Here is a 14153-nt window from a genome sequence, read left to right on the forward strand (position 1 = left end):
GCCCGGTTAAGAGGCCACGCGTTCGATGGCGAGGGCGATACCCTGGCCGCCGCCGATGCACATGGTGATGAGCGCGCGCTTGCCGCCGATCCGTTCCAGTTCGTAGAGCGCCTTGACCGTGATGAGCGCACCCGTCGCGCCCACCGGATGGCCCAGTGCGATCGCGCCGCCGTTGGGGTTCACCTTTGCCGGATCGAGGCCGAGGCCCTTGTTCACCGCCAGCGCCTGCGCCGCGAAGGCCTCGTTCGATTCGATCACGTCGAAATCGCCGATCTGGAGTCCGGTGCGCGCCAGAAGGTTCTGCACCGCCGGAACCGGGCCGATTCCCATGACCTCGGGCCGCACGCCCGCATGGGCATAGCCGATGACCCGCGCGCGCGGCGTCAGGCCCGCCTTCTCCGCCGCGTCCGCCCTCGCAAGGACCAGAGCCGCCGCGCCGTCGTTGATGCCGCTCGCGTTCCCGGCGGTCACGGTGCCGTCCTTCTTGAACACCGTCTTCAACGCGCCCAGAGCCTCGGCGCTCGTGGCCTTGGGATGTTCGTCGGTGTCGAAGGCGACCATGTCGCGCTTCACCTTCACTTCGACCGGCACGATCTGTTCCTTGAAGCGCCCTTCCGCGATCGCCCGCGCCGCGCGCTCCTGGCTTTCCAGCGCGAAAGCGTCCTGGTCGGCGCGCGAGACCTGATGCTCGTCCGCGACGTTCTCGGCCGTGACGCCCATGTGGCCCGTGCCGAAGGGACAGTGCAGCGCACCGATCATCATGTCGAGCGCACGCACATCGCCCATCTTCTGGCCCCAGCGGGCCTCGGTCAGGATATGGGGCCCGCGGCTCATGCTCTCGGCGCCGCCGGCGAGGGCGAAGTCCGCGTCCCCCATGGCGAGCGACTGGATCATCGATACGATGGCCTGCGCGCCGGACCCGCAAAGGCGGTTCACGTTCATCGCGGGCGTCGTGTCGGGGATGCCTGCCTCCATCGCCGAAATGCGCGACAGGTACATGTCGCGCGGCTCGGTGTTGATGACATGGCCATAGGCGACGTGGCCGATCTGCCCGCCCTCGACACCCGCCCTTTCCAGGGCCGCCTTCGCAGCCGTTGCGCCGAGCGTGGTCGGCGGGACGCCCGCAAGCGACCCGCCGAAGGTTCCGATGGCCGTGCGTGCGCCGGACAGGATAACGATGTCTTCCATGGGCTCTCCCTTCCCGAGTCTGTGGGGTCAGTAGAGCCTTGTCGGCAGCGACGCGTCCAGTGCGACCTAGCGTAGCCGCGCCTGTGTCAGGCCGCCTCGAACTGCAGCGTGCGCACCTGCTGGAAGAGGCCCGTGGCCTTCAGCTTGTCCAGCACATGCACCGGCGGCGGTTCGTCGAGATAGAGAAGCGCGATGGCCTCCCCGTCCCGCGCCGACCGGCCGAGGGTGAAGTTGGCGATGTTCACGCCATTCTCGCCCATCGTCTGGCCCAGCGTCCCGATGATGCCCGGCACGTCCTTGTTGGTGGTATAAAGCATGTGCTCCCCGATCTCGGCATCGATGTTGATGCCCTTGATCTGGATGAAGCGCGGCTTGCCGTCCGAGAACACCGTCCCCGCGATCGAGCGCGTCCGCGCCTCCGTCTTCACCACAAGCCGGATGTAGCCGTCGAAGACGCCGGTCTTGTCCTGCGTCGTGGTCGACAATTCGATCCCTCGCTCCCGCGCGATGACCGGGGCCGAGACCATGTTCACGTCGGGGTTCGATGCCTTCATCACGCCCGCGATGGCGGCGCAGTTCAGCGCGTTCAGGTTCATTCCCGCCACGACGCCGTTGTAGACGACCTCGATCTCCTCGATCGCCTCCTCGGTCAGCTGGCCAACGAAGGCGCCGAGGTGCCCCGCAAGCTTCAGCCAGGGGCCCATGATCCGCGCCTCTTCGGCCGTCACGGAAGGCATGTTGAGCGCGTTCGAGACCGCACCGGTCAGAAGGTAGTCGGCCATCTGCTCGGCCACCTGCAGGGCGACGTTCTCCTGCGCCTCGGTGGTGGAGGCGCCGAGATGCGGGGTCACCACGACGTTGGGCAGATTGAACAGCGGGTTTTCCGTGGCCGGCTCCTCCTGGAACACGTCGAAGGCCGCCCCCGCCACATGACCCGATTTGATCAGCTCGGCCAGCGCCGCCTCGTCCACCAGACCGCCACGCGCGCAGTTGATGATCCGCACACCCTTCTTGGTCTTCGCAAGGTTCTCGGCCGAGAGGATGTTCGCGGTCTTCTCGGTGAAGGGCACGTGCAGCGTGATGAAGTCGGCCTTCGCCAGCAACTCATCGAGCTCCACCTTCGTCGCGCCGATCTCGCGCGCGCGCTCCTCGCTCAGGAACGGGTCATAGGCGAGCACCTTCATCCGCAGGCCCAGCGCGCGGGACACGACGATGGAGCCGATGTTGCCCGCGCCGATCACGCCCAGCGTCTTGCCGGTCAGTTCCACGCCCATGAAGCGGGACTTCTCCCACTTGCCGGCATGGGTCGAGGCATTGGCCTCGGGGATCTGGCGGGCGACGGCGAACATCATGGCAATGGCATGCTCGGCCGTCGTGATGGAGTTCCCGAAGGGCGTGTTCATCACGATGATGCCCTTCTTCGACGCCTGCGGGATATCGACATTGTCGACCCCGATGCCGGCGCGGCCGATCACCTTGAGATTGGTGGCCGCGGCGATGACCTTCTCGGTCACCTTGGTCGCGGAACGGATGGCGAGGCCGTCATATTCGCCGATCACCGACAGGAGCTTGTCCTTGTCCTTGCCGATGGAGGGGTCGAAGGTCACGTCGATACCGCGATCCTTGAAGATCTGCACGGCGGCGTCGCTGAGCTTGTCAGAAATCAGAACCTTGGGGGCCATGGGGCTTGTCCTTTGCGGGTGGCGGGGGCCTGCGCGGGATATGCGCGGGCCACTTGTTGGGTGTCGGGGGGCGGGCGACATCGCCCATCTTGCCGGGTCGCGTGCGTGGGGTGGGCAATGCTGCCCACCCGTCGTTCACGCGGCCTCGGCCTGAGCCTCGATCTCGGTCTGGAACGCCCAGTCGAGCCACGGCAACATCGCCTCGATGTCCGAGGTCTCGACCGTTGCGCCGCACCAGATCCGGAGGCCCGGAGGCGCATCGCGGTAGGCCCCGATGTCGAGCGCGACGCCCTCGGCCTCCAGCCGCTTGGCCACCGCCTTGGCGAAGGCCACGCCGTCCGCGATCCGGGGATCGGTGAACTTCAGGCAGACGGAGGTGTTCGACCGCGTCGCAGGGTCCACCGCGAGGTTGTCGATCCAGTCCCGCGCATCGCAGAAATCGAAGATCGCCTGCGCGTTGCGGTTCGCCCGCTCCATCAGCGCGGGCAACCCGCCGATCGCCTGCCCCCAATCGAGCGCCAGGAGGTAATCCTCGACCGCCAGCATGGAGGGGGTGTTGATCGTCTCGCCGACGAAGATGCCCTCGATCAGCTTGCCGCCCTTGGTCATGCGGAAGATCTTCGGCATCGGCCAGGGTGGCGTGTAGCTTTCCAGCCGTTCCACGGCGCGCGGGGACAGGATCAGCATGCCATGCGCGGCCTCGCCGCCCATCACCTTCTGCCAGGAGAAGGTGGTGACATCGAGCTTGTCCCAAGGCAGGTCCTGCGCGAAGGCGGCCGAGGTCGCGTCACAGATCGTCAGGCCCGCGCGATCGGAGGGGATGGCGTCGCCGTTGGGCACCCGCACGCCGCTCGTCGTGCCGTTCCAGGTAAAGACGACGTCGGTGTCGAAATCGACAGTGGAGAGATCGACGATCTCACCGTACTCGGCCGTCGTCACCGTCGCGTCGAGCTTCAGCTGCTTGACCGCGTCCGTGACCCAGCCCGCCCCGAAGCTTTCCCAGGCGAGCATCGTGACGGGCCGCGCGCCCAGCATCGACCACATCGCCATCTCGACCGCGCCCGTGTCGGAGGCGGGAACGATGCCGATCCGGTAGTCGGCGGGAACGCCGAGGATCTCGCGCGTCGTCTCGATCGCAGCCTTGAGCTTGGCCTTGCCGACCGCAGCCCTGTGCGACCGGCCGAGCGCTGCACCGGACAGCTTGTCGAGCGAGAAAATGGGGGGTTTGGCGCAGGGGCCGGAAGAAAAACGCGGGTTTTCCGGCCGCGTTGCCGGTTGGTTGAGTGCCATCTCTGGATACCCTCTCAGATATGCGCCCCTCGTTGGGGAGGGGTGTCCCACCGCCGCAGATACAGCCGCCCGATGACCCCGGCAAGCCGCAAAAGACGCACAAAGCGTCGCAATCGGTCCGGTGCGCCGAACCTTCGTTCATCATCGGAAACAGGCGGGCGTCTGCGGCACGCCCGGCAGAAGGAAAAAGCCCCTGAGTTACCCTGCGAAAGTGGGAGCTTACCTCTAATTCATTGTTTCTATTGACTTGTGGTTTCCTTGAATCCCCCCGGTGCCGCACAGGAAGCGCCCTCATCTACAATACACTTGCGCGAGCCGGAGGCGTGGCGCTAAACTCAAAGGCGAATTGCCTCTCTTGAAAGGATTGTGGCGCGTGAAAGACCAGGCCCAATCCCTCGAATTCGACCTCTCCGAATTCCTCCCCTTCCAGATGTCGGTCATCGCCAACCGGGTGTTCCATCGGGTGATGGAGGACGCCGGTCTGCAGGTGCCCGAATGGCGCATCATGATGGCCCTGCCGTCCCACCAGCCCTGCTCGTCACATGACCTTTGCATCCTGACGGCGATGGACGCCGCCCGCGTCAGCCGGGCACAGCGGCGGCTTGAGGATCTCGAACTGATCTCCGTGATCCGCGACAAGACCGATCGCCGCCGCCTCGTGGTCCGGCTATCGGCCAAGGGTATCCAGGAGGTCCTGCGCCTCAAGAGCGCGGCGCGGGACGCCGAGAGCGACCTTCTCGGCGCCCTCGGGCCCGAGGATCGCGCGCAACTTCGGACCGCCATCGGCGCGATCTACGCCCAGGTCTGATCTCGGCCATCCCGCTTTGCGGTCCTGTCCCGGCTTGCTAGCAAGGGCGCGGCACAGCCGGAGGCGGGCATGGACAAGTGGCAGTTCTGGGTCGATCGCGGCGGCACCTTCACCGATGTGGTCGGCCGGAAGCCCGATGGCCGACTGGTGACGGCAAAGCTGCTGTCGGAAGACCCCGCGCAGTACCCCGACGCCGCGGTGGAGGGTATCCGCCGGCTTCTCGGCCCGGCCTGCGGTACGATCGAAAGCGTCAAGATGGGCACGACAGTGGCCACGAACGCGCTGCTGGAACGCAAGGGCGCGCGGGTCCTTCTGCTCATGACCGAGGGCTTCGGCGATCTCCTGCGGATCGGCACGCAGGCACGGCCACGCCTGTTCGACCTGCACATCCGCTTGCCGGAACTCCTGTATGAACGCGTGGCCGAGATCCCCGGACGGCTCGACGCGGCCGGGAGGGAGCTGACGCCACTCGACGAAGGCGCATTGCGCGCAGCCCTCGGCGACGCGCGCGAGGCGGGCATCGGCTCGGTCGCGATCGCCTTCATGCATGCCTACCTCAACCCAGCGCACGAGGTGCGCGCGGCGGAGATCGCCCGCGACATGGGCTTTGCGCAGGTGTCCCCCAGCCACGAGGCGAGCCCGCTGATCAAGCTGGTGGGCCGCGGCGACACGGCGGTGGTGGACGCCTACCTTTCCCCGATCCTGCGCCGCTATGTCGGCCAGGTGGCGGATGCGCTGGCCCTGGGCAAGGGCGGCTGCGAAAGCCTGTGGTTCATGCAGTCGAACGGCGGCCTGACCGATGCGCGCCTGTTCCAGGGCCGCGACGCGATCCTCTCTGGACCGGCGGGCGGGGTCGTCGGCATGGTGCGCACCGGCCAGGCGGCGGGGTTCGACAGGCTCATCGGCTTCGACATGGGCGGCACCTCGACAGATGTCTGCCATTTCGCGGGCACCTACGAGCGCAGCTTCGAGACCGAGGTGGCGGGCGTAAGGATGCGCGCGCCGATGATGCATATTCACACGGTCGCGGCCGGCGGCGGCTCGATCCTGTCCTTCCGCGAGGGGCGTTTCCAGGCCGGTCCCGAAAGCGCGGGCGCCGATCCGGGGCCCGCCTGCTACCGCAAGGGCGGGCCCCTGACCGTCACCGACTGTAACGTCATGCTGGGCAAGCTCCATCCCGCGCACTTCCCCTCCGTCTTCGGGCCCCGCGCCGATCAGCCGCTCGATACCGGGGTCGTCCGATCGAAGTTCGACGCGCTCGCCCGCGAGATCGGCGATGGCCGCAGTCCGGAGGAGGTGGCCGAGGGTTTCCTGCGCATCGCAGTCGAGAACATGGCCAACGCGATCAAGAAGATCAGCGTGCAGCGCGGCCATGACGTGACGCGCTACGCCTTGGCGAGTTTCGGCGGCGCGGGCGGGCAACATGCCTGCCTCGTCGCCGATGCGCTGGGGATCGAGACGGTCGTCCTGCACCCGTTCGCCGGGGTTCTCTCGGCCTACGGGATGGGCCTCGCCGACATCCGCGCCATCCGCGAGGGGCAGTTCGCGGGGGATCTGAACAGTCTCGAACATGCAGAGCAGAGACTGTTTCAGCTCGAGGCCGAGGCAGTCGCCGAGGTCACCGGGCAAGGGATCGACCCTGCGCGCATCCGGGTCGAGCGGCGCGCGCATCTGCGCTATGCCGGCTCCCACCAGACGCTTGCGGTGGACTTCGGAAGCGCCGGGGACCTGCGCGCGCGCTTCGAGGCGGAGCACCGGTCGCGCTTCGGGTTCGTGGCACGCGGGCGCGACCTGGTCTTCGACATGCTGGAAGTCGAGGCCATCGGCGAGACCGGGGCGGGCGCCACGCCCGCGCCGGGGCATGGGCCGATGCCCGGACCCATCGACAAGATCCCGGTGCGCGCGGGTGGCGAGACGCGGGAGACCCCTGTCTATCGGCGCGACGACCTGCCCGTGGGCGCGCGTCTCGAAGGTCCGTCCATCGTCGCCGAGGCCACGGCGACGACGATGATCGAACCCGGCTGGTCGGGGCGGATCGACGACCTCGGCAACCTCATCCTCGAACGGGAGGCGGCGAAGGCGCGGGAAACGGCCCTCGGAACCGAGGCCGACCCCGTGATGCTGGAGATCTTCAACAACCTCTTCATGAACATCGCCGAGCAGATGGGCGCGACCCTGCAGAACACGGCCTATTCCGTGAACATCAAGGAACGGCTCGATTTTTCCTGCGCGCTGTTCGATGCCGAGGGCAATCTCGTCGCCAACGCGCCCCATGTTCCGGTGCACCTCGGCTCCATGTCGGACGCGGTACGCACCGTGGCACGGCTGAATGCGGGACGGATCGAGCCCGGCGACGCCTTCATGCTGAACGCGCCGTTCAACGGCGGCACGCATCTGCCGGATGTCACCGTCATAGCCCCGGTCTTCGACGACGCCGGTCAGCATATCCTCTTCTGGGTCGGCTCGCGCGGGCATCATGCCGATATCGGTGGGCGAACCCCCGGCTCCGCCCCACCCGATTCGACACATATCGACGAGGAAGGTGTCCTGATCGACAATTTCCGGATCGTCGAGCGCGGCACCTTCCGGGCGGCCGAGACGCGCGCTCTCCTGACCTCGGGGCGCTATCCCTGCCGCAATCCGGATCAGAACATGGCCGACCTCGAGGCGCAGATCGCCGCCAACGCCACCGGCATCCGCGAGGTCCGGGCGATGATCGGAAATTTCGGACTCGAGACCGTCCTCGCCTACATGCGCCACGTGCAGGACAACGCCGAGGCCAGCGTGCGCCGCGTGATCGGGTCGCTCACCGACGGGTCCTGCACCTATCCGCTCGACGACGGAAGCGTCATTCGCGTGGCCATCGCCGTGGACCGCAAGCGCGGCGAGGCGGTCATCGACTTCACAGGCACCAGTCCGCAACATCCGCGCAACTACAACGCCCCCCGTGCGATCGCGACGGCGGCCGTCCTCTACGTTTTCCGGACGCTGGTCGGCCGCGACATCCCGCTGAACGAAGGCTGCCTGAAGCCGCTGCGCATCGTCCTGCCGGACCGCTCGATGATCTCGCCGGAGTACCCCGCCGCCGTCATCGCCGGGAACACCGAGGTCAGCCAGGCGATCACCGAGGCCCTGTACGGCGCGCTCGGCGTGATCGCCGGAAGCCAGGGCACGATGAACAACTTCATCTGGGGCAATGAGAGCTTCCAGAATTACGAGACCATCGCGGGCGGTTCCGGCGCCGGGCCCGGCTTCGACGGGGCGCCATGCGTGCAGGTTCACATGACCAACACCCGCGCGACGGATCCCGAGGTGCTGGAAACCCGGTTCCCCGTCAGGGTGGAACGTATGGCGCATCGCAAGGGCTCGGGTGGCGTCGGGCGCTGGACCGGCGGAGAGGGGATGCACCGCATCCTCCGCTTCCTCGAACCGGTGACCGTCACCACGCTGTGTTCGCACCGGTCCGTGCCGGTGCCGGGGCGGAACGGCGGCGGCGACGGCGCGATCGGCGTCAACCGGGTCCTGCGGGCGGACGGCACGGTCGAGGACCTCATGGGCAACGACCGGTCCGACCTTTCGCCCGGCGATGCCATCGAGATGCTGACCCCCGGCGGCGGCGGATGGGGCCACCCGCGATAGGCGAGCGACTGCGGCATTTCGCAACCCGACCACGATGCGTCGCCCCCGGCCCTTGTCCGACTCGGGGGCAGGGCGTACCAAGATCCTGCTTCGGTCCGGGCGCCTCATGCGTCCGGTGAAAAGGGAACGCGGTGAGAATCCGCGACTGCCCCCGCAACTGTAAGCGGCGAGCGCATCCGGCACATGCCACTGGGGATATCCCCGGGAAGGCCCGGTCCGCGCGACGACCCGCGAAGTCAGGAGACCTGCCGAGGTGATCACCCTGTCCGGGCGCGGAGGGCGCAGCGGGCAACGGAGACTTCCGTAGTGGTGGCGAAAATCACCGTCTGCGGGGGGGATTCCCCTTCAAGGACTATTCGACGTCGCGGGCCTCGCCCGCACTCCTGGGGGAACCACATGAAACGCCTTCTCGCGGCAACCGCCATCACAGCGCTGTCCGCTGCGCCGGTGGTGGCGCAGTCCGTCTTCGTCCTCGATGACATCATCTTCTCCGCCTATGCCGACGGCACCGAAAGTGCGCGGGTCGGTCCCTCCGTCGAGGTGATCGAGGGCGAGGAACTGGAAGCGCTCGGCGACACGCAGCTGTCCGAGGCCCTGCGCAGTCTCGCCGGCGTCAGCTTCGCCCAGGGCGGCCCGCCCGGCGCGCGGTCGCAGGTGACGCTGCGCGGCGGCGGTCCGGAATACGTGAGCGTCTATGTCGACGGCATCCTCGTCACCGACCCCAGCGCCACCGAGATGAGCTTCGACAATTTCGGCGGGCTTACCACCGGGTCGATCCGGCGGATCGAGCTTCTGCGCGGGTCGCAATCGGCGCTTTATGGCGGCACGGCCGTCGCCGGCGTCATCAGCATCACGACGATCGCAGGCGACGAGGCGCCCGAGGGGACGGCGCAATCCGTCACGGTGCAGGGCGGCAGCTATGGCACCGCCGCGCTCGACTACACGCTGACGCAGCGCACGGGCGACCTTCTGCTGTCGCTGGGCGCCTCCCATGTGGAAGGCGAAGGCTTCTCCGCCGGCGACGAGAACAACGGCAACACCGAGGCCGATCCCTTCCGCCACACGCGCCTGAGCTTCGGGGCGGAATACGCGGCCTCGGAGAGCCTTACGATCGGCCTCAACGGGTTCCTGGAGGAAGGGCGCAACGAGATCGACGAATTCCCCTTCGTGGGCGTCCCGAACGACGGCACCCCCGGCGACGACTTCGCCGAACGCGCGGCGCGCGGCCTTCGGGCATGGGCCGAGGGCGAGGCCGGCGCGTGGTCCTGGTCCGGTTCGGTGGCCTACTACACCATCGACCGGAAGACCGGGTCGGTCACAGTCGCGCCGGGCAATTCGGCGAGCCCGGTCGCGTCCTACTCGGCCGAGCGCACGACCTTCGACGCCTCCGCAACGCGGGAGTTCGGCGAGACCTGGCGCCTGTCCTTCGGGGCGGACGCGCGGCTGGAAAGCGCGACCTATTCCAACCTCGCCAGCGGCACGCAGGACACCGAGACGATAGGCGGCTTCGTGGAGGCGACGTGGTCGCCGACGGCCGACCTCGACATCACGGGAACCCTGCGGTTCGACGAGCATTCGAGCTTCGGCTCCTACCCGACCGGGCGGCTGGCCTTCGTCTGGCGCCCGACCGAGGCGCTTCGCATCCGGGGCGCTGCCGCCACCGGTTACCGCGCGCCGTCCCTCGACGAGCTTTACGGCGCCTACCCGGCCTTTCCCTTCTTCGGGAACCCGGACCTGACGCCCGAGGAAAGCGAAAGCTTCGAGATCGGCTTCGATTACACCTTCGCGGGTGGGGCCGAGATCGGCGTGACCGCCTTCCACCTCAACGTGAGCGACCTCATCACGTACGTGGATTGCCCGCGTAGCCCGCCCCTGTTCGGCTGCGACCCCCTGACCTTCGGCACGCTCGCCAATGCCCCCGGCACGTCGGAACGCAGCGGCGTGGAATTGACCGGAATGCTGCCCGTTTCGGACGCGATGACGCTGACGGGGGCCTACACCTACACCGAGGCGCGCAACGCCGCGGGCGCGCGGCTGAACAACGTTCCCCGGCACGACCTCGCCTTCGGTCTCGACGCCGACCTGAGCGACCGTCTGAACCTTGCCGCCTCGGCACAATACGTGGCGGACCGGGCGAACGGCTCCTTCGATCCGCAACCCTACACGGACTACACCGTGGTCGACACGACCTTCACCTATGACCTCGGCAACGAAGTCGAAGTGTTCCTGCGCATCGAGAACCTCTTCGACGAGGAATACCAGACGGTCTCGGGCTTCGGGACGAGCGACCGGGCCTTCTACCTGGGGCTCCGTGCGGCTTTCTAGGATCATATCGCTCGCGGCGGCCCTCCTTGTGACGGCGGCCGCGCAGGCCGATGCGCCCGAACGGGTCGTGTCGATGAACCTCTGCACCGATCAGCTGGCGATGATGCTGGCCGCCGAGGGCCAGCTCGTGTCGGTCAGCGCCATCGCCGCCGATCCCCTGTCCTCGCCGATGCACGCGGAGGCGGCGGCCTATCCCCAGAACCGCGGCGGGGCGGAGGAGATCTATCTCCTGCAACCCGATCTCGTGCTGGCGGGTGTCTGGTCCGACCCGGCCACCGTCTCGATGCTGCGGCGTCTCGGGATCGAGGTGGCGCAGCTCGACACCGCCGACAGCCTCGCAGAGGTGTCCGAAAGGGTCGCCGAGATGGGGCGCATCCTTGGGCGGGAGGCACAGGCACAGACCCTGATCCGCCGGTTCGAGACGGATCTGGAGGCACTCGCGGGTCCGCACGAAGGGCCCCGCGCGGCCTTCTACTACCCCAACGGCTATACGCTCGGTCGCGGGACATTGGGCCATGACCTCCTGACACACGCGGGCTTTACCCATGTGGTGGAGGAACTCGGCCGCGATGCTTCGGGGCGCGTCGCATTGGAACTGCTCGCCGTGGCGGCACCGGACATGATCATCGGGACCGAGCCCTATCCAGGTGCCTCCCGGTCGGAAGAGATCCTCCGCCACCCCGCGCTCCGGGCGCTGGTCGAGACAGCCCACGGAACGGTCAGCGGCCCGGACTGGGTCTGCGGCACGCCCCATGTCGTCCGCGCATTGGCCGGCCTTGCGCAGGACCGCGCGGCGATCCAGGCCGGGCAATGAGGCAGGGCGTCCTCCTTTCGACGCTCGGCGCCCTCGTGGCGGCACTGTTCCTGCTGTCGCTCCTGACGGGGCCCGCGGGTTTCGGCCCCGGCGAAAGTCTTCATGCACTCCTGACCGGACAGGGCGAGGCGGTCGCGCTGGTGATGCGCGAAATACGCCTGCCCCGTGCCATCCTCGCCGTGATGGTCGGCGCCTCCCTCGGCCTTTCCGGCGCGGCGCTGCAGGGCTACCTGCGCAACCCGCTGGCCGAACCGGGACTGATCGGCGTGTCCGGCTCCGCCGCGCTGGGCGCCGTCATCGCGCTTCAGACCGGTGTCGCGGCGTCCTTCGCGCTCGCCCTGCCGCTTGCCGCTCTCACGGGATCGCTCGTTGCAGTCCTCCTGATCCTCGCGCTTGCCGGACCGCGCGGCGAGTCGCTCACGCTGATTCTCGCGGGCATCGCCATATCGGCGCTCGCCGGCGCGCTCACCTCTCTGGTGCTGAACCTCTCGCCCAACCCCTTCGCGGTGTCGGAAACGGTGTTCTGGATGCTCGGCTCGCTCGCCGACCGGTCGTTCCGGCATGTCTGGATCGCGCTGCCCTTCGTGGCGCTGGGCTGGTTCCTCCTGTCGCGCACGGCGCGGGGGCTCGACGCGCTCACGCTGGGCGAGGATGCGGCGGCATCGCTGGGTATCGGGCTGACACGGCTCAGGCTGATGCTGGTGATCGGCACGGCGGCGGCGGTCGGCGCCTCGACGGCGGTGGCAGGCGCCATCGGTTTCGTCGGCCTTGTCGTGCCGCACCTCCTGCGCCCGCTGGTCGGCGGGCAGCCCGGGCGCCTCCTTCCGGCTTCGGCGCTCGGGGGCGCGGCGATGGTGCTGGCCGCGGATGTCGCGGTGCGCTTCATCCTGCCGGACCGTGACCTGAAGCTCGGTGTCCTGATGGCGCTGGTCGGCGCGCCGCTGTTCCTTCACCTCATCTACAAGACGCGGAGGCAGCTAACGTGACGCTTCTCGCGCTGAACGACCTGACCGTGCGCCGGGGCGAATGCCCCGTGGTGGATCACGCGACGTTCCGCATCGAAGGCGGCGAGGTCGTGGGCCTCATCGGCCCGAACGGCGCCGGAAAGACGACCCTGATGCGTGCGGCGCTGGGCCTCCTGCCCTCGACGGGCCAAAGCTCCCTCCTCGCGATGGGACCAGCGGAACGGGCGCGCCATGCCGCATGGCTGCCGCAGTCGCGGGAGATCGCCTGGCCCGTCGCGGTGCGCACGCTGGTCCTGCTGGGGCGGGTGCCACACCTTGCGGGCGGGCAACGACCGGGCGCCGCGGACGAGGCGGCGGTCGACGAGGCGCTGGCCGCGATGGACCTCAGCGCCTTCGCCGACCGTCCGGCGACCGAGCTTTCGGGCGGCGAACAGGCGCGGGTCCTGATCGCGCGGGCGCTGGCGCAGGAGACGCCGCTGATCCTCGCGGACGAACCGACCGCGGGCCTCGACCCCGGTCACCAGATCGCGGCCCTGGAACGCTTCACCGATCTCGCGCGCAGGGGGCAATCGGTGCTGGTCTCGCTTCACGACCTCGGGCTGGCCGCGCGGCACTGCACCCGCCTGATCCTGATGCATCGCGGGCGCATAGAGGCCGATGGACGACCCCGGGAGGTTCTGTCGCCCGACCTTCTGCGGGATGTCTTCGGCATCAGGGCGCACCTGTCGGAGGGGCCGGACGGCGTGGTCTTCCAGCCGCTGGAGGTGATCGGATGATCAGGGTCACGCTCGACACGCCCTGGATGGCTGCCGATCTTCCGGTTCCTTTCCGCCTTCTCAGCTTCGCGCTGTGGAACCCGGGCTTCGTGACCGCCAAGCGCGTCGTGTGGCGCGAGGTCCGCGACGCCGACCTGACCGAGGACCTCGACGCCCTCGAATGGTTCGCCGCGCAGATGACGGCACGCGGCGAGGAGGAGGCCATTGGCCTGATCACTTCACGGGATCTGGGCAAATACCGTCTCGAATCCGCTGAATCGGGTCTGTCGCGGGCCACGTGCCTCGCCACCGTCGGCCTCACCAACGCCGAGAGGATCGGCCACAGGCAGATGCAGGCCGGCGCGGGGTTCGGAACGATCAACCTTCTGGCGGTAACCGACACCGCCCTTTCCAACACCGCGTTGATCGAGCTTCTGTCGATCGCGGCCGAGGCGCGGACGGCCGCGGTCATGGAGCATGGGCCCATCCTGCCCGCCGGGCGGGCGACGGGGACCGGGACCGACTGCATCGTGGTCGGCGCCCCGCCCGGCGACAAGCGCTTCACCGGGCTTCATACCGACGTGGGCGAGGCCCTGGGGGCCGCCGTTTACCGCGCCGTCGCCAACGGCGTCGAGGACTGGATGGCCGAGCAGACCCCTTAGGTCGCAGGGGCTGTGCAATGCCTCC

The 14153-nt window shown here is 68.3% G+C and carries 10 protein-coding genes and 1 riboswitch; of the genes, 7 read left to right on the forward strand and 3 right to left on the reverse strand.

The annotated features are described in order from the left end of the window. Positions 1-6 precede the first annotated feature (6 nt). The 3 genes from N8I71_RS05230 to N8I71_RS05240 all read right to left on the reverse strand — a co-directional run bounded on the left by N8I71_RS05230 (position 7) and on the right by N8I71_RS05240 (position 4160). A complete protein-coding gene (locus N8I71_RS05230; protein WP_262876888.1) occupies positions 7-1188 on the reverse strand; it encodes an acetyl-CoA C-acyltransferase family protein in 1182 nt (393 codons plus the stop codon). A gap of 86 nt (positions 1189-1274) precedes the next feature. Beyond that, a complete protein-coding gene (gene serA / locus N8I71_RS05235; protein ID WP_262876889.1) occupies positions 1275-2870 on the reverse strand; it encodes a phosphoglycerate dehydrogenase in 1596 nt (531 codons plus the stop codon). Positions 2871-3005: 135 nt separating this feature from the next. Continuing rightward, entirely contained in the window at positions 3006-4160 is a 1155-nt protein-coding gene (locus tag N8I71_RS05240; RefSeq protein WP_262876890.1) for a phosphoserine transaminase, read from the reverse strand. 373 nt (positions 4161-4533) lie between these two features. Between N8I71_RS05240 and N8I71_RS05245 the strand changes: the two genes are divergently transcribed. The 7 genes from N8I71_RS05245 to N8I71_RS05275 all read left to right on the forward strand — a co-directional run bounded on the left by N8I71_RS05245 (position 4534) and on the right by N8I71_RS05275 (position 14128). Next, entirely contained in the window at positions 4534-4968 is a 435-nt protein-coding gene (locus N8I71_RS05245; protein WP_262876891.1) for a MarR family winged helix-turn-helix transcriptional regulator, read from the forward strand. A 69-nt stretch (positions 4969-5037) separates the two neighbouring features. Further along, positions 5038-8607: a hydantoinase B/oxoprolinase family protein gene (locus tag N8I71_RS05250; protein ID WP_262876892.1), complete on the forward strand. Its 3570-nt coding sequence runs from the start codon at positions 5038-5040 to the stop codon at positions 8605-8607. Between the two features lie 74 nt (positions 8608-8681). Further along, positions 8682-8874: riboswitch (cobalamin riboswitch) on the forward strand. Positions 8875-9003: 129 nt separating this feature from the next. Continuing rightward, positions 9004-10932, forward strand: coding sequence for a TonB-dependent receptor plug domain-containing protein (locus tag N8I71_RS05255; RefSeq protein ID WP_262876893.1), 1929 nt, complete (start codon positions 9004-9006; stop codon positions 10930-10932). Next, on the forward strand, positions 10919-11746 hold the full coding sequence (locus N8I71_RS05260; RefSeq protein ID WP_262876894.1) for an ABC transporter substrate-binding protein: 828 nt from the start codon (positions 10919-10921) through the stop codon (positions 11744-11746). The genes N8I71_RS05255 and N8I71_RS05260 overlap by 14 nt, the downstream gene beginning before the upstream one ends. Continuing rightward, positions 11743-12732: a FecCD family ABC transporter permease gene (locus tag N8I71_RS05265; protein ID WP_262876895.1), complete on the forward strand. Its 990-nt coding sequence runs from the start codon at positions 11743-11745 to the stop codon at positions 12730-12732. Before N8I71_RS05260 ends, N8I71_RS05265 begins: the two co-directional genes overlap by 4 nt. Beyond that, entirely contained in the window at positions 12729-13487 is a 759-nt protein-coding gene (locus N8I71_RS05270; protein ID WP_262876896.1) for an ABC transporter ATP-binding protein, read from the forward strand. Before N8I71_RS05265 ends, N8I71_RS05270 begins: the two co-directional genes overlap by 4 nt. Next, the gene (locus N8I71_RS05275) at positions 13484-14128 is read left to right on the forward strand and encodes an adenosylcobinamide amidohydrolase (RefSeq protein WP_262876897.1); all 645 of its coding nucleotides are present in this window, start codon (positions 13484-13486) and stop codon (positions 14126-14128) included. Before N8I71_RS05270 ends, N8I71_RS05275 begins: the two co-directional genes overlap by 4 nt. Positions 14129-14153 lie beyond the last annotated feature (25 nt).

The organism is Roseicyclus sediminis, assembly GCF_025515305.1.
Classification (GTDB): domain Bacteria; phylum Pseudomonadota; class Alphaproteobacteria; order Rhodobacterales; family Rhodobacteraceae; genus Roseibacterium; species Roseibacterium sediminis.

Bases quoted from the DNA above. Each gene is read 5' to 3' on its own strand.
- N8I71_RS05230 (WP_262876888.1), bottom strand. From the start codon at position 1,188: ATGGAAGACATCGTTATCCTGTCCGGCGCACGCACGGCCATCGGAACC.
- serA (WP_262876889.1), bottom strand. From the start codon at position 2,870: ATGGCCCCCAAGGTTCTGATTTCTGACAAGCTCAGCGACGCCGCCGTG.
- N8I71_RS05240 (WP_262876890.1), bottom strand. From the start codon at position 4,160: ATGGCACTCAACCAACCGGCAACGCGGCCGGAAAACCCGCGTTTTTCT.
- N8I71_RS05250 (WP_262876892.1), top strand. From the start codon at position 5,038: ATGGACAAGTGGCAGTTCTGGGTCGATCGCGGCGGCACCTTCACCGAT.
- N8I71_RS05255 (WP_262876893.1), top strand. From the start codon at position 9,004: ATGAAACGCCTTCTCGCGGCAACCGCCATCACAGCGCTGTCCGCTGCG.
- N8I71_RS05265 (WP_262876895.1), top strand. From the start codon at position 11,743: ATGAGGCAGGGCGTCCTCCTTTCGACGCTCGGCGCCCTCGTGGCGGCA.
- N8I71_RS05275 (WP_262876897.1), top strand. From the start codon at position 13,484: ATGATCAGGGTCACGCTCGACACGCCCTGGATGGCTGCCGATCTTCCG.